The 21,285-nt window shown below is 66.1% G+C and carries 26 protein-coding genes; 12 read left to right on the top strand and 14 right to left on the bottom strand.

Annotated features, from left to right (window positions below):
* Positions 1 to 4: 4 nt before the first annotated feature.
* Positions 5 to 631 (top strand): rhomboid family intramembrane serine protease, encoded by a 627-nt coding sequence (locus tag N5D45_RS08140; RefSeq protein WP_010486760.1) that lies wholly within the window; start codon positions 5 to 7, stop codon positions 629 to 631.
* Between the two features lie 43 nt (positions 632 to 674).
* Here N5D45_RS08140 and N5D45_RS08145 read toward each other — a convergent pair whose 3' ends face one another.
* Positions 675 to 860, bottom strand: a complete 186-nt coding sequence (locus tag N5D45_RS08145) for a hypothetical protein (RefSeq protein WP_049453088.1) — start codon at positions 858 to 860, stop codon at positions 675 to 677.
* A gap of 185 nt (positions 861 to 1,045) precedes the next feature.
* Here N5D45_RS08145 and N5D45_RS08150 point away from each other — a divergent pair, with 185 nt between their 5' ends.
* Genes N5D45_RS08150 through cfa form a run of 3 tightly spaced genes read left to right on the top strand, consistent with a single transcriptional unit; the run spans position 1,046 to position 3,402 of the window.
* Positions 1,046 to 1,348 carry a GNAT family N-acetyltransferase gene (locus tag N5D45_RS08150; protein ID WP_006455911.1) on the top strand — a complete coding sequence of 101 codons (303 nt, stop codon included), beginning with the start codon at positions 1,046 to 1,048 and terminating at the stop codon, positions 1,346 to 1,348.
* A 37-nt stretch (positions 1,349 to 1,385) separates the two neighbouring features.
* A complete protein-coding gene (locus tag N5D45_RS08155; RefSeq protein ID WP_049482644.1) occupies positions 1,386 to 2,267 on the top strand; it encodes a DUF3298 and DUF4163 domain-containing protein in 882 nt (293 codons plus the stop codon).
* Between the two features lie 19 nt (positions 2,268 to 2,286).
* Positions 2,287 to 3,402, top strand: coding sequence for a cyclopropane fatty acyl phospholipid synthase (gene cfa, locus N5D45_RS08160; RefSeq protein ID WP_057503449.1), 1,116 nt, complete (start codon positions 2,287 to 2,289; stop codon positions 3,400 to 3,402).
* A 92-nt stretch (positions 3,403 to 3,494) separates the two neighbouring features.
* Here the strand turns inward: cfa and N5D45_RS08165 are convergent, their stop codons facing one another.
* Positions 3,495 to 5,663 carry a M3 family metallopeptidase gene (locus N5D45_RS08165; RefSeq protein WP_197656623.1) on the bottom strand — a complete coding sequence of 723 codons (2,169 nt, stop codon included), beginning with the start codon at positions 5,661 to 5,663 and terminating at the stop codon, positions 3,495 to 3,497.
* Between the two features lie 130 nt (positions 5,664 to 5,793).
* On the opposite strand from N5D45_RS08165, the gene N5D45_RS08170 reads away from it, so the two are divergent.
* Positions 5,794 to 6,273, top strand: coding sequence for a glutathione peroxidase (locus tag N5D45_RS08170; RefSeq protein ID WP_197656622.1), 480 nt, complete (start codon positions 5,794 to 5,796; stop codon positions 6,271 to 6,273).
* A 34-nt stretch (positions 6,274 to 6,307) separates the two neighbouring features.
* Here N5D45_RS08170 and N5D45_RS08175 read toward each other — a convergent pair whose 3' ends face one another.
* The 5 genes from N5D45_RS08175 to N5D45_RS08195 all read right to left on the bottom strand — a co-directional run bounded on the left by N5D45_RS08175 (position 6,308) and on the right by N5D45_RS08195 (position 11,452).
* Positions 6,308 to 6,865: a TlpA disulfide reductase family protein gene (locus N5D45_RS08175; protein ID WP_279938727.1), complete on the bottom strand. Its 558-nt coding sequence runs from the start codon at positions 6,863 to 6,865 to the stop codon at positions 6,308 to 6,310.
* 110 nt (positions 6,866 to 6,975) lie between these two features.
* Entirely contained in the window at positions 6,976 to 7,755 is a 780-nt protein-coding gene (locus N5D45_RS08180; protein WP_010486777.1) for a ferredoxin--NADP reductase, read from the bottom strand.
* Between the two features lie 80 nt (positions 7,756 to 7,835).
* A complete protein-coding gene (locus N5D45_RS08185) occupies positions 7,836 to 9,707 on the bottom strand; it encodes an ABC transporter ATP-binding protein (RefSeq protein WP_279938728.1) in 1,872 nt (623 codons plus the stop codon).
* A gap of 362 nt (positions 9,708 to 10,069) precedes the next feature.
* Complete coding sequence (locus N5D45_RS08190) at positions 10,070 to 10,519, bottom strand: carboxymuconolactone decarboxylase family protein (RefSeq protein ID WP_010486783.1); 450 nt, start codon at positions 10,517 to 10,519, stop codon at positions 10,070 to 10,072.
* 36 nt (positions 10,520 to 10,555) lie between these two features.
* Positions 10,556 to 11,452 carry an RNA polymerase sigma-70 factor gene (locus tag N5D45_RS08195; RefSeq protein WP_197656619.1) on the bottom strand — a complete coding sequence of 299 codons (897 nt, stop codon included), beginning with the start codon at positions 11,450 to 11,452 and terminating at the stop codon, positions 10,556 to 10,558.
* Positions 11,453 to 11,598: 146 nt separating this feature from the next.
* Here N5D45_RS08195 and N5D45_RS08200 point away from each other — a divergent pair, with 146 nt between their 5' ends.
* From N5D45_RS08200 to N5D45_RS08215, 4 genes are all read left to right on the top strand, one after another.
* Entirely contained in the window at positions 11,599 to 13,116 is a 1,518-nt protein-coding gene (locus N5D45_RS08200) for a fumarate hydratase (protein ID WP_033832916.1), read from the top strand.
* Positions 13,117 to 13,233: 117 nt separating this feature from the next.
* Entirely contained in the window at positions 13,234 to 13,629 is a 396-nt protein-coding gene (locus N5D45_RS08205) for a hypothetical protein (protein ID WP_197656618.1), read from the top strand.
* Between the two features lie 75 nt (positions 13,630 to 13,704).
* A complete protein-coding gene (locus N5D45_RS08210) occupies positions 13,705 to 14,040 on the top strand; it encodes a hypothetical protein (RefSeq protein WP_043401568.1) in 336 nt (111 codons plus the stop codon).
* A gap of 58 nt (positions 14,041 to 14,098) precedes the next feature.
* On the top strand, positions 14,099 to 14,734 hold the full coding sequence (locus tag N5D45_RS08215; protein ID WP_049482402.1) for a glutathione S-transferase family protein: 636 nt from the start codon (positions 14,099 to 14,101) through the stop codon (positions 14,732 to 14,734).
* A 94-nt stretch (positions 14,735 to 14,828) separates the two neighbouring features.
* Here N5D45_RS08215 and arsC read toward each other — a convergent pair whose 3' ends face one another.
* The 3 genes from arsC to N5D45_RS08230 all read right to left on the bottom strand — a co-directional run bounded on the left by arsC (position 14,829) and on the right by N5D45_RS08230 (position 16,929).
* Positions 14,829 to 15,170, bottom strand: a complete 342-nt coding sequence (arsC, locus tag N5D45_RS08220) for an arsenate reductase (glutaredoxin) (protein ID WP_019337377.1) — start codon at positions 15,168 to 15,170, stop codon at positions 14,829 to 14,831.
* The gene (locus N5D45_RS08225; RefSeq protein ID WP_019337376.1) at positions 15,170 to 16,324 is read right to left on the bottom strand and encodes a phospholipase A; all 1,155 of its coding nucleotides are present in this window, start codon (positions 16,322 to 16,324) and stop codon (positions 15,170 to 15,172) included. Before N5D45_RS08225 ends, arsC begins: the two co-directional genes overlap by 1 nt.
* Before the next feature lie 119 nt (positions 16,325 to 16,443).
* Positions 16,444 to 16,929 (bottom strand): DUF456 domain-containing protein, encoded by a 486-nt coding sequence (locus N5D45_RS08230; protein WP_019337375.1) that lies wholly within the window; start codon positions 16,927 to 16,929, stop codon positions 16,444 to 16,446.
* A 235-nt stretch (positions 16,930 to 17,164) separates the two neighbouring features.
* On the opposite strand from N5D45_RS08230, the gene N5D45_RS08235 reads away from it, so the two are divergent.
* A complete protein-coding gene (locus N5D45_RS08235; protein WP_010486802.1) occupies positions 17,165 to 17,374 on the top strand; it encodes a cold-shock protein in 210 nt (69 codons plus the stop codon).
* 72 nt (positions 17,375 to 17,446) lie between these two features.
* On the opposite strand, the gene N5D45_RS08240 is transcribed toward N5D45_RS08235, so the two are convergent.
* Together N5D45_RS08240 and N5D45_RS08245 are read right to left on the bottom strand one after the other, a co-directional pair.
* Positions 17,447 to 17,941: a glycine zipper 2TM domain-containing protein gene (locus tag N5D45_RS08240; RefSeq protein WP_010486804.1), complete on the bottom strand. Its 495-nt coding sequence runs from the start codon at positions 17,939 to 17,941 to the stop codon at positions 17,447 to 17,449.
* Between the two features lie 136 nt (positions 17,942 to 18,077).
* Complete coding sequence (locus N5D45_RS08245; RefSeq protein WP_279938729.1) at positions 18,078 to 18,512, bottom strand: cytochrome c; 435 nt, start codon at positions 18,510 to 18,512, stop codon at positions 18,078 to 18,080.
* An 80-nt stretch (positions 18,513 to 18,592) separates the two neighbouring features.
* On the opposite strand from N5D45_RS08245, the gene N5D45_RS08250 reads away from it, so the two are divergent.
* On the top strand, positions 18,593 to 19,417 hold the full coding sequence (locus tag N5D45_RS08250; protein ID WP_010486808.1) for a tRNA threonylcarbamoyladenosine dehydratase: 825 nt from the start codon (positions 18,593 to 18,595) through the stop codon (positions 19,415 to 19,417).
* 33 nt (positions 19,418 to 19,450) lie between these two features.
* On the opposite strand, the gene N5D45_RS08255 is transcribed toward N5D45_RS08250, so the two are convergent.
* Both N5D45_RS08255 and N5D45_RS08260 read right to left on the bottom strand, forming a co-directional pair.
* Entirely contained in the window at positions 19,451 to 20,224 is a 774-nt protein-coding gene (locus tag N5D45_RS08255; protein WP_197656616.1) for a TatD family hydrolase, read from the bottom strand.
* Positions 20,221 to 20,439 carry a DUF6116 family protein gene (locus N5D45_RS08260; RefSeq protein ID WP_197656615.1) on the bottom strand — a complete coding sequence of 73 codons (219 nt, stop codon included), beginning with the start codon at positions 20,437 to 20,439 and terminating at the stop codon, positions 20,221 to 20,223. The genes N5D45_RS08255 and N5D45_RS08260 overlap by 4 nt, the downstream gene beginning before the upstream one ends.
* A 163-nt stretch (positions 20,440 to 20,602) precedes the next feature.
* Between N5D45_RS08260 and N5D45_RS08265 the strand changes: the two genes are divergently transcribed.
* Positions 20,603 to 21,285 (top strand): glycine zipper 2TM domain-containing protein (locus N5D45_RS08265; protein WP_279938730.1); only part of this gene is annotated, 683 nt, incomplete at its 3' end.

The following is a 21,285-nucleotide window of genomic DNA, read 5'->3' on the forward strand; positions in this document are numbered from 1 at the left end:
TGACATGACCCCCGTCAATCTGCTGTTGATCGCCATCACCGCCATCCTGTCGTGGATGGCGTTCAACAACCGCAAGCTGGCCGACCGCCTGATCCTGTGGCCGCCGGCCATCGACCGTCACCGCCAGTACGACCGGCTGGTGACCTATGGCTTCATCCATGCCGACTGGTCGCACCTGATCTTCAACATGATCACCCTGTTCTTCTTCGGGGGATTCATCGAGAGCGTGATGGTGCAGCTGACCGGCAGCTACCTGACCTACCCGGCGTTCTACATCGGTGCGCTGCTGGTCTCGATCCTGCCCAGCTACCTGAAGAACCAGAAGAACCCGAACTACCTCAGCCTGGGTGCGTCCGGGGCGGTGTCGGCGGTGCTGTTCGCCTTCATCCTGATCAAGCCGTGGTCGATCATCCTGGTGTTCTTCATCCCGGCGCCGGCCATCGTCTACGCCGCGTTCTACGTCGGCTACAGCATCTGGATGGACAAGCGCGGCGGTGACCGCATCAACCACAGCGCCCACCTGGCGGGCGCGGCGTTCGGCGTGATCTTCATGCTGGCCATGCAGCCGAGCATCTTCACCCACTTCCTGCGCGAGCTTTCCAACCCGACCTTCCGCCTCGGCGGCGGTTGATGGCGGGAGCGGGGCGGATCGGCAGCGATCCGCCCCGGCAGGCTCAGATCGCGGTCTGCTGGCCGTAGGTGTCCAGCAGGCGGGCGAACACTTCCTCGCCGATGCGCTGGAAATCCTGGTCTTCGGTCTGCCCTTCCACCGCCAGTTGCAGCAGGCCCTCCAGCAGGGCGCGGTCGGTATCGGAATGGGGATCGCTGGGGTGCATCGGTGCCTCCGCGGTGGTGCGCATGATCAACGGTCGCAAGGGCCGTGCCAGCCTGGCCGTACCCCTCCACAGGCGATAGCGGCCGCCGGCCCTCCAGCTTGAGGGTCGAAAACTGACGTGAACGGACTGGACTTGCCCCTGTTCAGGCTTCACGCGATCATGGCGCCCGGCTGCGCACCATCCACGCAGTCGCCGCAGGAGACAGTTCCATGGCTTCGGTCACGCCCCCCGGTCTGGCCTACGAGGTCGAACACGACTTGGCCAACCATCGCTTCACCGCCCGTGTGCGCGGACAGCTGGCGGTGCTGGATTACCAGATCAAACGCAGGCGCATGGTCATCACGCATACCGAGGTGCCCGAGCCGATCGCCGGCCGGGGCATTGCCGGTGAGCTGACCCGTGTGGCGCTGCGTTTTGCCCGTGAGCAGAAGTACAAGGTGGTGCCGGCGTGTTCCTACGCCGAGGCCTTCCTGCAGCGGCATGAGGAGTACCACGACCTGCTCGTTGGCTGAATGCCAGCGGGCCACGCTTCAGCCATGGCAGGCGATGATGTACAAACATGAACAGGGGATCCCGATGAAGATTGGAAACAACCGGCCATTGCACGGCAGCGTGCTGGCCGGCGTGGTGGGCGTGCTGTTGCTGGCCGGTTGCCAGCGTGAGAGCGAACCGGCACCGGTGGCCGACGGGGCACCTGCCGCCGAGACCACCGCCGCAGGCGAAACGCCGGCCACGGAAGCGCCGCTGGACCTGCGCGACGTGATCGAGAACAACGAACGCGAAGTGGTGGGCATCAGCTACCCGGCCGGCATCGACCGCTACCCGGGCCTGGCACGCGCGCTGCAGGACTATGCCACCAGCGCTCGCAGCGACCTGCAGCAGGCACTGGACGGGCTGGGCAATGACAAGCCGACCATGCCCTACGAGCTGTCGCTGAGCTTCGAGAAGCTGCTGGAAACGCCACAGCTGGTGGTGGTCAGTGCCGATGGCAGCCGCTATACCGGTGGCGCCCACGGCGAGCCGCTGGTGGCGCGTTTCGTGTGGCTGCCGGCGCAGCAGCAGATGCTCAGCGCCGACAAGCTGGTGGCCGATGCCAAGGGCTGGAAGGCGATCAGTGATTTCGTTGCCGACCAGCTGCGCGAACGCGTGGCCACGCGGCTCAGCGGCGAGGACATGGACCCGGCCCAGCTGCAGGAATCGCTGCGCAACGCATCGCGCATGATCGCCGACGGTACCGGCCCGCAGGCCGACAATTTCAGCCAGTTCCAGCCGCTGACCGACGACAAGGGGCAGATCACGGCACTGCGCTTTGTTTTCCCGCCCTACCAGGTGGGTCCATACTCGGACGGCACCCAGACCGCCGATGTTCCGGCGGCGGTGCTGTTGCCGCACGTGGCCAAGGACTACGTGGAGCTGTTCGCACGCGGTTGACCGCAGTCGAGGAGGTGGCGTGGATACAGGGTTGCAGGAGCGGGTCGCCGGCCTGCTGCAGGAAGCCGGGGTCCGCATCGGCGGTACCCAGCCACAGGATATCCAGGTGCATGACCCGCGCTTCTTCGCGCGGGTCATGGGCCAAGGCTCGCTCGGCCTCGGCGAGAGCTACATGGAGGGTTGGTGGGATGCCAACGTCCTGGATGATTTCCTCGTCCACCTGATGCAGGCGCACCTGGACGAACGGGTGCACGGTTGGCGCGAAGTGGCCGATGCGCTGAAGGCGCGCCTGTTCAACCTGCAGGTGGGGCAGGGCAGCTACGAAGTCGGCCGCCGCCACTACGACCTCGGCAACGATCTCTACCAGGCCATGCTCGGCCAGCGCCTGGTCTACAGCTGTGGCTACTGGCGCAATGCCGACGATCTCGACACCGCGCAGGAAGCCAAGCTCGACCTGGTGTGCCGCAAGCTGGGGCTGCGCCCGGGTCAGCGTGTGCTGGACATCGGCTGTGGCTGGGGCGAAGCCCTGAAGTTCGCAGCCGAGCGCTACGGCGTCAGCGGCGTCGGCGTGACCATTTCGCAGGAACAGGCCGAGTTTGCCCGCGAGCTGTGCGCGGGGCTGCCGATTGAAATCCGCCTGCAGGACTACCGGGAACTGGACGAACCGTTCGATGCGATTTTCTCGATCGGCATGTTCGAGCACGTCGGTGACAAGAACTACGCCAGCTTCTTCGAGGTGGCCAAACGCTGCCTGTCGCCGCGTGGCCTGCTGCTGCTGCACAGCATCGGCACCAACATCTCCCGGCATCGCACCGATCCGTGGATCGCGCGCTACATCTTCCCCAACTCGATGCTGCCGTCGGCAGTGCAGATCACCCGGGCGTTCGAAGGCCGTTTCGTGCTGGAGGACTGGCACAACTTCGGTACCGATTACGACCTGACCCTGCAGGCCTGGCGACGCAACGTGGAAGCGGCGTGGCCGCAGCTGGACACGCGTTACGACGAGCATTTCCGCCGCATGTGGCGGTTCTACCTGGCCGGATCGATGGCCACCTTCCGCTGCCGGCATGCGCAGTTGTGGCAGCTGGTGCTGTCGCCGGAAGGCGTGCCGGGCGGGTACGTGGCGCCACGCTGATCTGCAAGAGCATCCACGCCATGCGTGGATGACCCAACAAAAAACCGCCCGGTTTCCCGGGCGGTTTTCGTTTCAGGCTGCCGCAGCGGCGATCAGTTGCCGGCGCCGGTCAGGCCACGCTTTTCCAGCAGCGGTTCGATCTGCGGCTCGTGGCCGGCGAAATCGCGGAACAGCTGCATGGCATCCACGCTGCCACCCTTGGACAGCAGCGTGGCGCGGAAGTGGTCGCCGTTCTTGCGGCTCAGGCCGCCGTTGTCCTTGAACCACTTCTGGGTGTTGGCGTCGAGCACTTCGGACCAGATGTAGGCGTAGTAGCCGGCCGAGTAGCCACCCATGATGTGGCTGAAGTACGGGGTCTTGTAGCGCGGCGGAACCGGCGCGTAGTAGATGCCGTCCTTCTCCAGCGCGGCGCGCTCGAAGGCCATCACGTCCTTGGCGGCCGGCACCTGGTCGGCGCCGATCTGGTGCCAGCGCTGATCAAGCATGGCTGCACCCAGGTACTCGGTGGTGGCGAAGCCCTGGTTGAACTTGGCCGCCGCCAGCACCTTGTCCAGCAGCGCCTGCGGCATCGCCGAACCGTTCTGGTAGTGCTTGGCGTAGTTCTTCAGGATGACCGGGTTGTCGGCCCACATCTCGTTGACCTGCGAGGGGAACTCGACGAAGTCACGCGGCACCGAGGTGCCCGAGAAGTACGGGTACTTCACGTTGGAGAACATGCCGTGCAGGGCGTGGCCGAACTCGTGGAACGTGGTGTTCACCTCGTCCCAGGTCAGCAGGGTCGGCTGGCCGGCCGGCGGCTTCGGAATGTTCAGGTGATTGGCGACCACCGGCTTGAAGCCGGTCAGCTTGGACTGCGAGACGTAGGAGTTCATCCACGCGCCACCGCGCTTGGAGGCGCGTGCATACGGGTCGAAGATGAAGATCGCCAGCTGGCTGCCGTCGGCGTCGAACACGTCGTAGACGGTGACGTCATCGTGGTAGACCGGCAGGTCGGTGCGCTGCTTGAAGGTCAGGCCGAATTCCTGGCCCGCGGCGTAGAACACGCCGTTCTCCAGCACGTTCTTCATTTCGAAGTACGGCTTCAGCTGCGACTCGTCGAAGTTGTACTTGGCCTGGCGCACCTTCTCGCTGTAGAAGGCCCAGTCCCACGGTTCCAGCTTGAACGTCGGCTTGCCAGCGGCCTTCTGTTCCTGGTCGATCATCGCCTGCAGGTCGGCGGCTTCACGCTTGGCGTTGGCCACCGCGGCCGGGGCCAGCTTGCCCAGCATCGCGTTGACCGCTTCGGGGGTCTTGGCGGTCTGGTTGGTCAGGTTGTAGGCGGCAAAGTTCGGGAAGCCCATCAGCTTGGCCTTGTCGGCGCGCAGCTGCATGATGCGCGAGACCAGCGCGGTGTTGTCGAACTCACCGCCGCGGCTGCCGCGGCTCACCGATGCTTCGTAGATCTTCTGGCGCAGGGCGCGGTTGGCCAGGTTGGTCAGCGGCGGCTGGCCGGTGGTGTTGAGCAGGGTGATCACGTACTTGCCGTCCTGGCCGCGGACCTTGGCGGCTTCGGCAGCGGCGGCGATCTGCTCCTTGGACAGGCCGTCCAGCTCCTTGACGTCGTCGACGGTGATTGCCGAAGCGTTCACTTCCGACTGCACGTTCTGGCTGAACTTGGTGCCCAGGTTGGCCAGCTCGGCGTTCATTTCCTTCAGCTTGGCCTTGTCGGCGTCGGACAGCTTGGCGCCGGCGCGCACGTAGTTGTCGTAGTACTTCTCGACCAGGCGCACGCCTTCGGCGTCCAGGCCCAGCTGGCTGCGGGTGTCGTACAGTGCCTGGATGCGCGCGAACAGCTTGCCGTTCAGCGCGATCGCATCGCTGTGCGCGGCGAACTTCGCCGAGTAGTCGGCCTGCAGCTTCTTGCGGGTGTCGTTGGTATCGGCGCCCACCAGGCTGAAGAACACGGTGGTCGCGCGGTCGAGGATGTCACCGCTCTTTTCCAGCGCGATGATGGTGTTGTCGAAGGTCGGCTTGGCCTTGTTGTTGGCGATGGCCTCCACTTCCTTCAGCTGCTGCGCCATGCCGGCGTCGAAGGCCGGGGCGAAGTCGCTGTCCTTGATCTTGTCGAACTGCGGGAAGTGCAGCGGCAGCGGGCTTTCGGCGAAGAACGGATTGGCCTGCTGGGCTTGGGTGCTGGCAGCCGGGGTGGCGGCGCCGGCGGAGAAGGCGGGCAGGGCAAGGCCGAGGGACATGGCCACGGCAAGGGCAAGGCGAGTGGTCAAGGTAGGAACTCCGGTAAGGCAGACAAGGGCCCGAGGTTAACCCGGCCGGCCGCGCCCGCACTTGTGTCAAAAGGCATGCTGGTGGGGCCGGGCGCGGGTACCATGCATTCACCGCCCACGGCCCGCCATCATGACCAGCGCCTACGATTTCAGCTTCCGTGACCTCGACGGCCAGCCGCAGGCGCTGGATCAGTACCGGGGCCGTCCCTTGTTGCTGGTCAATGTCGCCAGCCGTTGTGGCTTCACCCCGCAGTACACCGGGCTGGAACAGTTGTGGCAGGACTACCGTGAGCGTGGCCTGGTGGTGATCGGCTTCCCATGCAACCAGTTCGGCGCGCAGGAGCCCGGCGACGCCGCGCAGATCCGCCAGTTCTGTTCGCTGGATTATCCGGTCAGCTTCCCGCTGTCGGAGAAGATCGAGGTCAACGGCGAGGGGGCTGATCCGTTGTGGGCCTGGCTGTCACGCGAGAAGCGCGGCCTGCTCGGTAGCGCCCGCATCAAGTGGAATTTCAGCAAGTTCCTGGTCGATCGCCAGGGGCGGGTGGTGTCGCGGCATGCGCCCACCACCAGGCCGGAGCAGCTGCGCGACGAGATCGAAGCGCTGCTGTAACACGCCTTGTTCGCGCAGGAGGCGATGTACGTAGTCAGTGCCCCAGCGCTGCTGCGCCTGCCTCGCGGTTGCGCACTTCTTCGGGCAGTGCATCGATCACCTGTTGCATGATCTGCGGCAGGCTGGCCTCGCTGTAGCCGCGGTGGGCATGGGCGACGGTGCCGTCGCGGCCGACGATGAACATGTGGGGTACTGCGACGATGCCGAATTGCTCGGCCAGCGCGCCGCCGGGATCATGCAGGTACTCCAGCTTCGGCCAGTCGCGCTGACGGATCAGACGGCTGACTTCCAGTCGGGGTTCGCCCCAGTTGACCGCGTAGACCTTCAACGCGTCCTCGCCGACCACCTGTTGCAGATGGGCCAGGATCGGAAGTTCCTTGCGGCAGGGGCCGCACCAGGAGGCCCAGAAGGTCACGATCACGACCTTGCCGCGCTGCTCGGCCAGATTGACCGGATTGCCCTTGCGGTCGTTGCCCAGTGCCTGCGGCGGCACGTCGCCACGGGCGGGCGGCGCAGCCCACGCCGGAGTCGCCGCCAGCAGAAGACCGGCAATCGCCCACGCCCGCATCCGGTGCGGGATCCATGTGTCCATCATCCGTGTATTCCCCAGGAGGGCCATCGGCCCGTGTGTGGCGGACCATGCCGGCAATGCGCAGGGTATGCAACAGGTCGGGTGCAGAGGCGGGGTCGGTGCCCCGCGCTTTACTTCTCGACGAACGCGCGCTCGAAGACATAGTGGCCCGGCTGGCCGATGCGCGGCGAAACCTGGAAGCCACGCGCGTCGAGCACGGTGCGCAGGTCGGCCAGCATCTGCGGGCTGCCGCAGATCATCGCGCGGTCGTTTTCCGGGCTCAGCTCCGGCAGGCCGAGGGTGCGCTGCATCTCGCCGCTCTCCATCAGCTGGGTCAGGCGGCCCTGGTTGGCGAACGGTTCACGGGTGACGGCCGGGTAGTACAGCAGCTTGTCGCCGATCATCTCGCCCAGGAACTCATGCTCACGCAGTTCCTTCTCGAAGTAATCGCGGTAGGCCAGGTCCTTTTCGTAGCGCACGCCGTGGCACAGGATCACCTTCTCGAAGCGCTCGTAGGTTTCCGGGTCCTTGATGACCGACAGCCACGGTGCCATGCCGGTGCCGGTGCCCAGCAGATACAGGTTCTTGCCCGGGTGCAGGTCGCTGATCAGCAGGGTGCCGGTGGGTTTCTTGCCAACCAGCACCTTGTCGCCCGGCTTGATGTGCTGCAGGCGCGAGGTCAGCGGGCCGTCCTGCACCTTGATGCTGAAGAACTCCAGATGCTCTTCCCAGTTGGCGCTGGCGATGGAATAGGCGCGCAGCAACGGCCGCGCCTCGGTTTCCAGGCCGATCATCACAAACTGGCCGTTCTCGAAGCGGAAGCCGCTGTCGCGGGTGGTGGTGAAGCTGAAGTAGGCGTCGGTCCAGTGACGGACCTCAAGCACCGTTTCGGCGCCGAAAGCGGAGGACATGGGCGTATCTATCGAAAGTCGTCGGGGGTGATTCTATCTCAAATGAGACAGGTTCTCATTAGGCGGAACGAGAGGCGTTCTCAGCGGTAACCCGCCGCCTGCAGCTCGAACAGCTCGGCGTACCGTCCTCCCTGGGCCATCAGCTGCTCATGGGTGCCGCTGGCCTCGATGCGGCCATCGGCCAGCACCAGGATGCGATCGGCCATGCGTACCGAGGAAAAACGGTGGGAAATCAATACAGCGGTGCGATTATCCGCCAGTTCCCTGAACCGCTGGAACACTTCAAACTCACTTCGGGCATCCAGCGCTGCGGTTGGCTCATCCAGGATCATCACCTGCGCATTGCGCATCCACGCGCGGGCAATGGCGATCTTCTGCCATTGGCCGCCGGACAGGTCCACGCCCTGCTTGAAGCGGCGGCCGATCAGCTGGTCGTAGCCGCCGGGCAGGTCGTCGATCACGTCGTCGGCCATGCCGCGCCGCGCGGCGTCGGCGATGCGTGCCTGGTCGTCCATCGCCTCGACCTGGCCGACGCCGATGTTCTCGCCGGCGCTGAGGTTGTAGCGCACAAAGTCCTGGAAGATCACCCCGAGGTTGGCGCGCAGGTCGTCCAGGTCGTAGTCGCGCAGGTCACGGCCATCGAGCAGGATGCGGCCCTCGTCCGGTTCGTACAGCCGCGCCAGCAGCTTCACCAGCGTGGTCTTGCCCGCTCCGTTCTCGCCGACCAGGGCCAGCACTTCGCCGGCGTGCAGCTGGAAATCCAGATGGCGCACCGCCCACTGTTCGGCATCGGGATAGCGGAAGCCGACGTTCTCGAACACGAAGCCCTGGCGGATCGGCTGCGGCACGCGCACGGCGCCTTCACGCGAGTGGATTTCCGGCTGGATCTGGAAGAACGAGAACAGGTCATCCAGGTACAGCGCCTGGCTGGCCACCTGCGAGAACCCGATCAGCAGGCCTTCCAGCAGCTGGCGCAGGCGCAGGAAGCTGCCGGCGAGGAAGGTCAGGTCGCCGATCGAAAAGTCGCCGCGCACCGTGCGCCAGGCGATATAGGCGTAGGCGGTGTAATACCCCAGCGTGCCCAGCGCGGCCAGCAGCGTGCCCCAGAACGCGCGGCGCCGTGCAAGCGCCCGGTTGGCCTGGAACAGCGCCACCGACAGGCGTCGGTAACGCTCTACCAGGAAGCGGTGCAGGTTGTAGATCTTCACTTCCTTGGCCGTTTCCACGCTGGCACCGAGCTGGCGCAGGTAGTCGAGCTGGCGGCGCTCGGGCGTCCATTGGAAGTTGAGGCTGTAGCCGGCCGCATTGAAGTGCGATTCGCCGATGAAGGCCGGCACCAGTGCCAGCGCCAGCAGCAGGATCAGCCACGGCGCGTACACCAGCAGGCCGACGGCGAGGCTGGCCACGGTGATCGCGTCCTGCACCTGGCCGAACAGCTGGCTCATCAGGTTCATCCGGCCCATGGTCTGGCGCCGCGCGCGGTCCAGCTTGTCCTGCAGGTCCGGATCCTCGAAGTCCTCCAGATCCAGCGTTGCCGCGTGTTCCATCAGCCGGATGCTGGTGACGTTGGCGAACAGCTCCGAGAGCAGGGCATCGGCGTAGCTGACCAGGCGGCCGAGCAGGTCCGAGCCGATGGCCAGGCCGAATTCCAGCGCCAGCAGGACCAGCAGTGGGTTGAGCAGACCACTGGACAGCGCTTCGCCCAGCGGCGGGAAGCCGGCATCGTGCTGGCTCAGGTGCAGGGCGCTGTCGATGATCAGCTTGCCGACGTAGAGCATCGCCACCGGCAGCAGCGCACGGATCAGGCGCAGCCCAAGGCTGGCCAGGGTAAGCGCGGGGCTGGTCTTCCAGACCATGCGGAGGAACGGCGGCAGATTGCGCATCGCCCTGAAGCGCTGGCGCAGGCTGGGTTTCTTCGCGGCGGCAGCGCCAGCGGTGGGGGTAGCAGGCATGCGCGTATTGTGCGCGTCGGACGCGTGCAGATGGGGTCAGTGCAGCCGTGTGGCCGGCACCGGGATCAGATCCCTTTGCAAAGGGATCTGATCCAGCCCCCCGTATCCACGCATGGCGTGGATCTACCGTGTCGACCAAGGTCGACACCTGCCAACAGCAGTAGAAGTCTGTCGAGGGCGGGGTGGGTCAGGTCGCAGGGGCGTGAGCCGCACGGATGCGGCGACCGAGCTTACATGGACGTACTTGCAGCGTCCCCTGCGACCTGACCCGCCCCGCCAACCCACAGTAGCGCCGGCTTTTGATGTTGCTCTGGTTGTTGCCTCTGCGGGTGCCGGGCGGCAGCCCGGCCAACAAAAGCCTCTTACGGCAGCGGTGGCAGCAGGCCCGCGCCCAGTCGGTTCCAGGCGTTGATCACGGCAATGCCCATGCTCAGGTCACTGATGCCCTTCTCATCGAAATGCGGCGCCAACGCATCGAACGCCGCCTGCGACGGCGCACCGTCGGTCAAACGGGTCAGCGCCTCGGCCCAGCCCAGTGCTGCGCGTTCGCGTGCATCGAAGAAGCGGCTTTCGTGCCACGCGGGCAGGGTGTCCAGCTTGCGCGGCTCAATGCCGCCCTTGCGCAGCGCGGTGCCGTGCATGTCCATGCAGTAGCCGCAGCCGTTGAGCTGCGACACGCGCAGGAACACCAGTTCCATCAGGGTCGGGTCGATCGAACTGTCATGCACCGCCTGGCTGGTGGCCAACAGGCCCTTGAAGGCCTCGGCGGCCAGGCGGGTGTAGGGGACGCGGGGAGAGGTGTGGTCGGACATTATCGGCTCCACGGCGGCCACGATGGCCGCCTTTCATTACGAGGACGCCGTGCCGTCACCGTGCGTGACAACGATCGGCAACTTTTCCGGATTCAGCACGCTGTACACGTTGGCGATGCGGCCATCGACCACTTCGATGGTGGTGACCGAGTGCAGCCGATCGCCATGGAAGCGCAGGATCGCCGGCTCGCCGTTGACGTAGCCCAGCTGCGCCGGATGCACCGCGCCACGACGTGCGATGGCCCAGAACAGGCGGCCGATGCGCTCGGCGCCCAGCAGCGGGCGTACCGCTGCGGTGACCACGCCGCCACCGTCGGAGACCAGCTGCGCGTTGGCGTGCAGCAGGGCCTGGATCGCCTCGCTGTCGCCAACCTGGGAGGCATCCATGAAGCGCGCCAGCAGCTGCCGGTGCTGGCTGGCATCGGCGTTGAAGCGCGGTCGTCCGGCCTGCAGGCGCTGCCGGGCCCGATGCACCAGCTGCCGGCAGTTGGCTTCGCTGTGGCCGATCAGGTCGGCGATTTCGCGGTAGTCGTGGTCGAACGCCTCCTTCAGCAGGAAGGCGGCGCGTTCCTCGGGGCCGAGCTGTTCGAGCAGGGTCAGGAAGGCGACCGAGACATCGTCGGCCAGCGCATGCAGCTGCGCCGGGCCGGGCGCCGGGTCCGGCTCCAGGGTGACCGCCAGCGGTTCGGCCAGCCATGGGCCGACGTAGTGCGCGCGCTCGCGCTTGGCCGCTCGCAGGCGGTCCAGGCCGAGCCGGGTGGTGGTGGTGACCAGCCAGGCCTCTGCATCGCGGACGCTGGCAGGATCGGCGCCGGACCAGCGCAGCCAGGCGTCCTGGACCACGTCTTCGGCGTCGGCGCGGCTGCCGAGCAGGCGATAGGCCAGCGCCATCAGACGCGGGCGGTGGGTCTGGAAAACGGTTTCGGCGTTCATGTGGGCAAGGACGCCGCAGTGGCGCGTGGCGTGACAGAGCGTCGGGGGAATCTTGCCGGCCAGCGGCCGGCACGACCACCCCGGAGCCGGGGGAGGGGGTAAAATGGGCGGATTACCCCCGCCAGCCTCGAGCAAGCGAGCAAGCCGTGACATCGATCAAGCAGGAAGACCTCATCCAGTCCATCGCCGACGCGCTGCAGTACATCTCGTACTACCACCCGGTCGACTACATCAAGAACCTTGCCGCCGCCTACGAGCGCGAGGAGTCGCCGGCCGCGAAGGAGGCGATGGCGCAGATCCTGATCAATTCGCGCATGTGCGCCGAAGGCCACCGTCCGATCTGCCAGGACACCGGCATCGTCACCGTGTTCCTGGAAATCGGCATGGACGTGCGTTGGGATGACGCCACCATGGGCGTGGAAGACATGGCCAATGAAGGCGTGCGCCGCGCCTACATGCACCCGGACAACAAGCTGCGCGCCTCGGTGCTGGCTGATCCGGCCGGCAAGCGCATCAACACCAAGGACAACACCCCGGGCGTGGTCAACGTCAAGGTGGTGCCGGGCAACAAGGTCGACGTCATCGTTGCCGCCAAAGGCGGTGGTTCGGAAGCGAAGACCAAGTTCGCCATGCTCAACCCGTCCGACTCCATCGTCGACTGGGTGCTGAAGACCGTGCCGACCATGGGCGCCGGCTGGTGCCCGCCGGGCATGCTCGGCATCGGCATCGGTGGCACCGCCGAGAAGGCGATGCTGCTGGCCAAGGAGGCGCTGATGGAACCGATCGACATCACCGAGCTGCAGGCCCGTGGTGCGTCCAACCGCATCGAAGAGCTGCGCCTGGAGCTGTACGAGAAGGTCAATGCACTGGGTATCGGTGCGCAGGGCCTGGGTGGCCTGACCACCGTGCTCGACATCAAGATCAACGATTACCCGACCCACGCGGCCAACCTGCCGGTGGCGATGATCCCGAACTGCGCGGCCACCCGCCACGCGCACTTCACCCTGGACGGCAGCGGCCCGGTGATGCTGGACCCGCCGTCGCTGGAAGACTGGCCGAAGCTGACCTATGACGCGTCCAAGGGCACCCGGGTGGACCTGGACACGATCACGCCGGAGGACGTGGCCAGCTGGAAACCGGGCCAGACCCTGCTGCTCAACGGCAAGCTGCTGACCGGCCGTGACGCCGCGCACAAGCGCATGGTCGACATGCTCAACAAGGGCGAGGAACTGCCGGTCGATCTGAAGGGGCGTTTCATCTACTACGTGGGCCCGGTTGATCCGGTGCGCGACGAAGTGGTGGGCCCGGCCGGCCCGACCACGGCGACCCGTATGGACAAGTTCACCGAGCAGGTGCTGGCGCAGACCGGCCTGCTGGGTATGGTCGGCAAGGCCGAGCGCGGCCCGGCCGCAATCGAGGCGATCAAGAAGCACAAGTCGGCCTACCTGATGGCGGTCGGCGGTTCGGCCTACCTCGTGTCCAAGGCGATCAAGGCGGCCAAGGTGGTCGGTTTCGCTGATCTGGGCATGGAAGCGATCTACGAGTTCACCGTGCAGGACATGCCGGTGACCGTGGCAGTGGATTCCACTGGCGAATCGGTACACAAGACCGGCCCGCGCGAATGGCAGGCCCGCATCGGCAAGATTCCGGTGGTGGTGGAGTAAGTCTTCCGCTTCCGTTTCAGGCAACGGCGCCCGCGTGGCGCCGTTGTTGTGTGCAGCCTGCCCGCGCGCGGCCTGCTCTGCCAACGTACTGGCCGGCGTACTGGAAGGGAGTCCATCGTGCTGCAGTGGTCGCGTGTTTTCGTGTTGCTGGTCGCCACGCTGGCGTGCAGCGCCTGCGGGCCACGTTATTTCGTCGAGCCACCCACCCACGAAGCGGGGAAGATCTGCGCGTCGGTCTGCGAGAGCCAGAAGGCGACGTGCGACTTCCACAACCGCGCCCGTGCCGAATCGGATCAGCGGAGCTGCGAAAGCGAGAAGAGCCGGATCATCAGCCGTTGCAGTGGTATCGCCGACGACAAGCAGCGGCACAACTGCGAAGGGGGCAACGGTGCCGGCAACTACTGCGGTCCCCCGGCGCTTCCTTCATGCAGTGCCCCGTACGCCCAGTGCCTGCTCTCCTGCGGCGGTACCGTGAATGACGTCCGCACCAACACCGGTATTCCCGTGTACTGATCGCGGCACGCGTAGGTGCCTGCACGAGTAACCGTAGTCTGCTAGGGTCGGCACTCCCCTGCACTGGATGTGCCCATGCGCCTGCATCGATCCGTCGCGGCTGTGTTCCTGCTGGTCCTGGCCGGCTGCAGCACAACGTCATCCTATGAAGGTGCGGATTTCTCCGCCTCCTCGCAGTGCCGCATGCAGTGCCAGGCCGACTATCGCAGCTGCATGGCGCGGGGCAGCACCGGCAACAGTGCCTTCAGCTGCGAGCAGCAGGCGGTGCCTGCGCCGGACAAGCGCTGCAAGGACGTTGCCAACCCCGAACTGCGCCGTGCCTGCGAACTGAAGGCGCATGACTGCACGATGCGCGCGCCGATGATGTCCTGTGGCGAACGCCGGGATTCCTGCATGAGCAGCTGCGGCTGAGCAACGATCGCGCGCGCGGGCGCATAATCGGCGGATCCACCTGCACAGGATCTTCCGCATGAGCACCACGCTGTATGGTTCGACCAGTACTGCCGCCCTCGTGGTGCATTGGCTGTTGATCGAGCTGGGCATCGAGCACGAGTTGGTGCTGCTGGATTTCGACGCGCGCGAGCACAAGTCGGCGGAGTACCTGGCGCTGAATCCGGCCGGTGTGGTGCCGACGCTGCTGATCGATGGCTTGGTGCTGACCGAAGCGGCGGCCATTGCGTTGTACCTGGCTGATCGCCATCCGGACGCCAACCTGCTGCCCCCGGTGGGTACGCCACAGCGTGCCGATGCCTACCGATGGATGTTCTGGTGTGCCAATACGCTGCAGCCCGCCTATCGCGCCTGGTTCTACCCGCATGAAATGGCGGGGGAGGCGAATATCGAGGCGAGCCGCGAGATGGCCCGTCAGCGCCTTGAAGCGGCCTGGCAGCATGTCGCCACGCACCTGCAGGTGCATGGTCCCTACCTGCTGGGCGCCACGCCCTGCGTGGTCGACTACATGCTGGTGATGCTGATGCGCTGGTCGCGCGGCATGCCGAAGCCCAGCGACACCTGGCCGGTGCTGAAGGCGCATGCCACGTCGATGAAGGCGCGCCCGGCGTTCGCCGAGGTGTATCGCCGCGAGGGCATCACCGACTGGCGATAACCAGTTCTGTAGAGCCGAGCCATGCTCGGCTGCTGCTCGCGTGCAGTCCATGAATGCAGCCGAGCATGGCTCGGCTCTACCAAAGCAGTGCGGGTTACAGGATCTCCAGCACCGTTTCCGGCGGGCGGCACAGCCGTGTGCCCTTGGGCGTGCGCACCACGGGGCGGTTGATCAGGCGCGGGTGTTCGGCCATCGAGGCCAGCAGCGTGGCCTCGTCCGCATCTTCCAGGCCCAGTTCGGCGAACTGCGATTCCTTGCTGCGCACCAGATCACGCGCGCTCAATCCGGATTCGGCCAGCACCTGGCGCAGTGTGGCCACATCGGGGGGATTGCCGAGGTACTCGATCACCTCCGGCTCGAAGCCCGCATCGCGGATCAGCTTCAGGGCGCCGCGCGAATTGCTGCAGGCCGGGTTATGCCAGATCGTCACGTCCATCAGAACCACTCCAGCAGCGACACGCCCACACCCACGTAGGTGGCTTTGTGGTTGTAGTCGATCAGGCTTTCGCCGTAGCCGTCGAAGATCTGCACATGGCCGCGCAGCAGGTTGCTGATCGGGAAGCCGTAATCCAGCTGCAGGGCGCCGTGCGAGCGGCTGCCGGTGCGCAGCGAATGACGCGCCATCAGCGAGACTTCATGGCCGTTGCGGTTCCAGGTCAGGGTCGCGTCACCGCGGCCCATGTAGTCCTCGATGTCCGGATTGTTGTCGTCGCTGCGGGTCTCGGGAATGCGGTACCACGGACGCAGCACCAGTGCCCAGTTCTCACGGTCCAGGCCGATGTTGAGCATCACCCGGTTCCAGCTGCGCGACAGCGGATCAGCGCGGCCGTTGGACTGATGGTTCAGTGCGATGCCGGTCATGCGCCCGCGCCAGCCACCGATCGAGTAGCCGTTGCGGAATACCATCATCACTTCCGGCTCGTAATTGGTTTCGCGGAACGGGCGCGAATCCTCGCCGTTGTAGGCCTGCCAGCGCGAGCTCTGGGTGTAGCCGGCCCAGATATCGCCGTTGTCGCCGAACAGGTTCTCGGCGATCTTGGTCTTGAAGCTGATCTGGAACTTCAGTTCGGCACTGTCGAGTACCTGCGGGGTGGTGACCGTGTTGGCCGGGTTCGGCGAATGCGGCGTGGTGTTGCGGTCGCTGGTCCAGAACGCCGGCAGCAGGTATACCGGCTTGTAGGCACGCAGCTGGAACGGGCCCAGCTTGGAGTCCTCGGCCAGCTCCCAGCGGCTGTCCAGTAGCGAACCGCGTCCGGCGTTGGCCAGCGCGCTGTCCGGTGCTGCCGGACGGAACAGGTCGCTGACCCGTTCGCGCAGTTTCTCTTCGCCCTGGCTCACGCGTGCGGTCTGGCGCTCTTCGCGACGGGCCTGCGCGGCCGCCTCGGCAGCGGCGTCGGCAGCGGCCGTGGCCTGCGGGGTGTGCGCGAACAGGCGGTCATAGCAGGCCAGGCGCGCGGCGTCGGTGGTGATGGCGGCACACGCCGCCGGCGAAGTGTCGGTGCTGGGCACGAATTCCTGCGCGGCCAGCGGCGCACTGGCCAGGGCCAGCGCCAGCGGCGCGAGGCGGGGAAGCAGCGGGGGGAGGGTCATTCCAGCAGGCCCTTCGGTGAATACGGGAATCGCACAGTGTGGCGGCTGTACCGGATCGCGGCCAGCCCCTACGGTTTATGCACGGCCACTGCGTGCGTGTAGCGTGAAGGCTGCACCGGTCACAGGAACCAGGCGAAGGCGAACAGCCCCAGCATCGCGATCACCACCGCCAGCTTCAGCGCCAGGCCGAGCAGGATGCCGAGCCAGGTGGCCAGGCCGACCTTGGTCGAGCGGCCCAGCTCGCGGGTGTGCCAGTACTCGCCGAGCAGGGCGCCGATCAACGGGCCGGCGAACAGGCCGATCGGCATGAAGAACAGGCCGACGATGCTGCCGAGGAACGTGCCCCATAGCGCCTTCCGGCTGGCGCCCACCCGTTGTGCGCCCACCACTGTGGCCAGCACGTCCGCCAGCAGCGAGAGCACGGTCAGTACACCCAGTGCGACCAAGGTTGGCCAGCCCACATGGGCGAAGCCGTCGGCCCAGGCCGCCAGCAGCAGTCCGATGAATACCAGCGGGATGCCGGGGAGGGCTGGCAGGATGATCCCGGCGATGCCGACCAGGACAAAAATGACCGCTAGCAGATATAAGATGAATGAGAGTCCCATGCTGTCCCGTATGGTGGCCGTTTTGGGGTTGACAGTGAAAGATTTTGCCAGTTGCTTTTTCGTTTTGGGCGGGTTAAGTTGCAGTCGCTGAGCTTGGCAAGGTCACCGTGGATCGTGGCCTGATGAAGCAAGATCTTCCCGATCCGCTGCATCGATGCACCTCGCTTCCCCCTTGCTTGTCAGCCGCCCACCAGGCGTTTCCAACAACAAGAGAGAGTCAAAGGGAGTTAGTGAGATGGCTGATCGCGAGACCGGTACCGTAAAGTGGTTCAATGATGCGAAGGGCTTCGGCTTCATCAGCCGGCAGAATGGCGAGGACGTGTTCGTGCACTTCCGCGCCATCGAGACCCAGGGCTTCAAGAGCCTCAAGGAAGGCCAGACTGTGAGCTTCGAAGTCGTGCAGGGCCAGAAGGGTCTGCAGGCTGACAAGGTGCAGCCGGTGTAATGCCCGCCGCCTGTCGGCATGAAAAAGGCCCGCGCAAGCGGGCCTTTTTCGTTGCGCATGGCCCGGTGCGGATCAGCGCAGGATGACCTTGCCGTTGACCACGCGCACGTAGGTGTTTTCGCGGATGCCGCCGAGGTCACGCTGGTTGACCACGATGGTGCGGCCATCGTCCATGCGCACGCTGATGTCGTAGGTGTCGCTGGTCACGTTCTTCTGGATCTGGTTGCCGGCCAGCGCGCCACCGACTGCGCCCGCAGCGGCGGCGATGTTCTTGTTGCCACGGCTGCCACCGGTGTGGTCGGAGATCTCGTGGCCGGCCACGGCGCCGACGATGCCGCCCAGGATCGCGCCGGTCGCGCTGGGGGCGGTACGGCCGGACTGCACGGTGTTGATGCGGGTGACGATGCCGCAGTCAGCGCAGCGGCCCTGGTTGTAACCGCCGTTGTTGCCGTAGCCGCCATTGTTGTAGCCGTTGTTGTAACCACCACCGCCGTAGCCAGGCGAGGTGGCACAGCCTGCCAGGGCGAGGGTAGCGATGGCGCTGGCGGCAATGAGCTGGATCTTCATGGGGCGTCTCCTGGCCGTGAAGGCGGGTGTCTGGGGTGGTACTGCGTCATGCAGCAGGGTGGACGAATCGTCTCCTTTCGAACGTGAACGACGCGCCAACCGTGCGTGCCTTGCCCGGCTGCAGGATGAATGCGGCTCAGCGGAAGTCCTGGTGGCAGGCGCGGCAGTCGGCCTGCACGGTTTCCACCACTTGGGCCAGGGCCGTGCAGTCGCTGGGCGGCGCGGCCAGGGCGGCGTTGAGGTTGCCACGCAGCTGGCTGGCGTGCTGCTGGAACTGCGCGTTGTCCTTCAGCCCGGGAAAGGCCAGATCGAGGTCGTTGGACAGCAGGCGCAGGGCCTGCAGGCGCGGCACGCTGTCGGCCAGGCTGCAGCGGTTCTGCTGCTGGGCCTGCTGCAGCAGCTGCGATTGCCGTTGCATCACCTGCATCAGGCTGTCCGGGAACGGGTCGCGGCGCGCCTGCAGGGCGCGGCCCACCATCACCGTGCCGATCAGGCCGATCAACAGTCCCAGGCCGAGCACGAACAGATAGCGGTAGGCGGTGGAGTGGCGGCGGGGTGGGCTGGCGTTCATGGCGGGCTCTCCGGGCGTGCAACGGTGGGTTCGATGCCGGCGCGCTGCAGGCGCTGGCGCCTGCACGTTAAAATAGCGGGATGAACGAACAGGTCAAACAACGCTTCGCCGGCATCGAACGGCTGTATGGCGTGGGTGCGCTCGAGCGCCTGCAGGGTAGCCGAGTGGCGGTGGTGGGCATGGGCGGCGTCGGCTCATGGGTGGTGGAAGCGCTGGCCCGCTCGGCGGTGGGCCACCTGACCCTGATCGATGCCGATGACATCTGCGTCTCCAACACCAACCGGCAGCTGCCGGCGATGGAGGGCAACTACGGCCGCAACAAGGCCGAGGCGATGGCCGAGCGCTGCCGCGCGATCAATCCGGATATCGAGGTCGATGCCGTGCAGGCGTTCCTGACCGTGTCGAACATGGCGGAGCTGCTGGACCGGGGCTTCGATCTGGTGATCGATGCCTGCGACAGCTTCCGGGTCAAGGTCGAGACGATTGCCTGGTGCCGTCGCCGCAAGCTGCCGCTGCTGACCGTCGGTGCCGCCGGTGGCCGTACCGATCCGACCCTGGTGCGCATCCGCGACGTCTCGCGCACCGAGCACGACGCCATGCTGGCGCTGATCCGCAAGAAGCTGCGCAGCGAGTTCAATTTCCCGAAGAATGCCAAGCGCTATTTCGGTGTGCCGGCAGTGTATTCGCTGGAGAACGTGAAGTATCCGCAGGCTGATGGCAGCGTCTGTGGCATCCGCCCGAACCTTGGCGCCGATGCGGCGTTGAAGCTGGACTGCGGCGCCGGCCTGGGTGCGGCGACCCATATCACTGGCGCGTTCGCGTTCGCGGCGGTGGGCAAGGCACTGGAAATGCTGCTGGAGCCGAAGAAAGTGAAGGCCGAAGCGGTAGAGGCCAGCGAGGTGTGATGGATCGTGCCGGCCAGCGGCCGGCACCTGCCGTTACATTGCCGGCAGCGCGAACAGGCGTCGTGCATTCTCCGTCGTGGCCTGGGCCACTGCGTCCAGCTCCATCCCGCGCAGCGCGGCCACGTGGCGGGCGATGACCGCCAGCCGTGCCGGTTCGTTGCGCTGGCCGCGGATGCCGGCGTCAGGCTGGTCGGGCGCGTCGGTCTCCAGCAGAAGCTGTTCCAGCGGCATGTCGCGCACCAGCCGCTGCAGGCGCTGCGCGCGTTCGTAGGTCAACGGGCCGCCGAGCCCGAGCAGGAAGCCCTGCAGGTGCAGTTGTGCCGCCTGTTCCGGACTGCCGGAAAAGCTGTGCACCACGCCGCGCAGGCCGCCGATGCGACGGATCGCGGCGATCACCACGTCCACCGCGCGCCGCGCATGCACGATCACCGGCAGCTCGAACTCACGGGCCAGTTGCAGCTGGCCGATGAAGTACGCCTGCTGCGTCTCGGCATCCAGGCCTTCGACAAAGAAGTCCAGGCCGCATTCGCCGATCGCGCAGGGGCGTTCGCGCTCGATCCACTCGCGCAGCAGCGGCAGGTGGCCGGGCCGGTGCTCGGGCAGGAACATCGGGTGCAGGCCGTAGGCCGGGTACAGCCCCGGCGCCTGCTGGCAGACCTCCCGCAGCTTCGGCCAGCTGGCCGCCGTCACCGCCGGCACCACCTGCAGGCGCACGCCAGCGGCCTGCGCGCGTGCGATCACGGCGGCGCGGTCACTGTCGAACTCGCCGGCATCGAGATGGCAGTGGCTGTCGACCAGCAGGTTCAACGCTGTTCCAGCGACGGCGGCGCTGTGGCGGTGTTGCGGCTTTTCCAGTTGGCCAGCAGCAGGGTGCCGAAGCCGAGCACCAGTTCATCGACGAACGGGATCGGGTCGGGGATGAACAGGGTCAGCACGAACAGGCCTGCGGTGAGCTTGAACAGGGTGGGGTGGCGCAGCCGGCGCGCCCATTGCAGTACCGGCAGCAACATCGGGTTGGCCATGGCGGGGGTCCTCCTGGGGAATATGCAAACGCTACCACGGGCCCAGCATTTCCCGATGCTGAATGGGTTACGGGAATGAGCAGGAAATGTGGAGATTCCGTTCAGGCAGCGCATGCTGCAATCTGGTCCGAGAACGTTGCGGATGGTCCGCAAGGAGCAGGTCATGAAAAGCACAACTACAACTGTCCTGGTCGCAGCGGGCGCGCTGCTGGTCGGTGGTATCGCCACCGCCGCCTTCATGAAGAGCGGCGACACGTCGCCTGATTCCATCAGCGCCGGAACCCCCAATGGCGAATCGCGCCTGGTCGATGGCAACGCCACTGACGATGGCGCGCGTGGTGACACGCTCGACCCGTCGGCACCGCGTGGGCTGGAATATGCCGACGTGCTGAAGGTCGACCCGATCACCGAGAAGCAGAAGGCCTACGCCACCGTGATCGGCACCGATGCGGTGCGCGAGACCTCCACCACCCAGACACCGCATGAAGTCTGCCAGGACGTGACGGTGCAGGAGCGCCTGCCGGAACGTGACGGCAACGTCGGCGGCACCGTGGTCGGTGCTGTGGTGGGTGGCCTGCTGGGCAACCAGGTCGGCGGTGGTAACGGCAAGAAGGCCGCGACCGCGGCCGGTGCCGTGGCCGGTGGCTTCATCGGCAACCAGATCGACAAGCGCCACGTGGGGGGCCGCGTGGTCAACCGTACCGAGCGCCAGTGCCACACCGAGACCGCAACCTCCGAGTCGAGCCGTGTTACCGGCTACAACGTGACCTACCGCAACGAGGACGGCACCACCGGCACCATGCGCATGGCCAGCAAGCCGGGTAACCGCATCGCCATGGGCACCAA

This window comes from Stenotrophomonas sp. GD03819 (assembly GCF_029841665.1).
GTDB lineage: Bacteria > Pseudomonadota > Gammaproteobacteria > Xanthomonadales > Xanthomonadaceae > Stenotrophomonas > Stenotrophomonas geniculata.

Excerpts from the sequence above, each read along its gene's own strand:
- N5D45_RS08140 (WP_010486760.1), top strand. The coding sequence starts at position 5 with ATGACCCCCGTCAATCTGCTGTTGATCGCCATCACCGCCATCCTGTCG.
- N5D45_RS08145 (WP_049453088.1), bottom strand. The coding sequence starts at position 860 with ATGCGCACCACCGCGGAGGCACCGATGCACCCCAGCGATCCCCATTCC.
- N5D45_RS08150 (WP_006455911.1), top strand. The coding sequence starts at position 1,046 with ATGGCTTCGGTCACGCCCCCCGGTCTGGCCTACGAGGTCGAACACGAC.
- N5D45_RS08155 (WP_049482644.1), top strand. The coding sequence starts at position 1,386 with ATGTACAAACATGAACAGGGGATCCCGATGAAGATTGGAAACAACCGG.
- N5D45_RS08170 (WP_197656622.1), top strand. The coding sequence starts at position 5,794 with ATGACCAGCGCCTACGATTTCAGCTTCCGTGACCTCGACGGCCAGCCG.
- N5D45_RS08175 (WP_279938727.1), bottom strand. The coding sequence starts at position 6,865 with ATGGACACATGGATCCCGCACCGGATGCGGGCGTGGGCGATTGCCGGT.
- N5D45_RS08180 (WP_010486777.1), bottom strand. The coding sequence starts at position 7,755 with ATGTCCTCCGCTTTCGGCGCCGAAACGGTGCTTGAGGTCCGTCACTGG.
- N5D45_RS08185 (WP_279938728.1), bottom strand. The coding sequence starts at position 9,707 with ATGCCTGCTACCCCCACCGCTGGCGCTGCCGCCGCGAAGAAACCCAGC.
- N5D45_RS08190 (WP_010486783.1), bottom strand. The coding sequence starts at position 10,519 with ATGTCCGACCACACCTCTCCCCGCGTCCCCTACACCCGCCTGGCCGCC.
- N5D45_RS08195 (WP_197656619.1), bottom strand. The coding sequence starts at position 11,452 with ATGAACGCCGAAACCGTTTTCCAGACCCACCGCCCGCGTCTGATGGCG.
- N5D45_RS08210 (WP_043401568.1), top strand. The coding sequence starts at position 13,705 with ATGCGCCTGCATCGATCCGTCGCGGCTGTGTTCCTGCTGGTCCTGGCC.
- N5D45_RS08215 (WP_049482402.1), top strand. The coding sequence starts at position 14,099 with ATGAGCACCACGCTGTATGGTTCGACCAGTACTGCCGCCCTCGTGGTG.
- arsC (WP_019337377.1), bottom strand. The coding sequence starts at position 15,170 with ATGGACGTGACGATCTGGCATAACCCGGCCTGCAGCAATTCGCGCGGC.
- N5D45_RS08225 (WP_019337376.1), bottom strand. The coding sequence starts at position 16,324 with ATGACCCTCCCCCCGCTGCTTCCCCGCCTCGCGCCGCTGGCGCTGGCC.
- N5D45_RS08230 (WP_019337375.1), bottom strand. The coding sequence starts at position 16,929 with ATGGGACTCTCATTCATCTTATATCTGCTAGCGGTCATTTTTGTCCTG.
- N5D45_RS08235 (WP_010486802.1), top strand. The coding sequence starts at position 17,165 with ATGGCTGATCGCGAGACCGGTACCGTAAAGTGGTTCAATGATGCGAAG.
- N5D45_RS08240 (WP_010486804.1), bottom strand. The coding sequence starts at position 17,941 with ATGAAGATCCAGCTCATTGCCGCCAGCGCCATCGCTACCCTCGCCCTG.
- N5D45_RS08245 (WP_279938729.1), bottom strand. The coding sequence starts at position 18,512 with ATGAACGCCAGCCCACCCCGCCGCCACTCCACCGCCTACCGCTATCTG.
- N5D45_RS08250 (WP_010486808.1), top strand. The coding sequence starts at position 18,593 with ATGAACGAACAGGTCAAACAACGCTTCGCCGGCATCGAACGGCTGTAT.
- N5D45_RS08260 (WP_197656615.1), bottom strand. The coding sequence starts at position 20,439 with ATGGCCAACCCGATGTTGCTGCCGGTACTGCAATGGGCGCGCCGGCTG.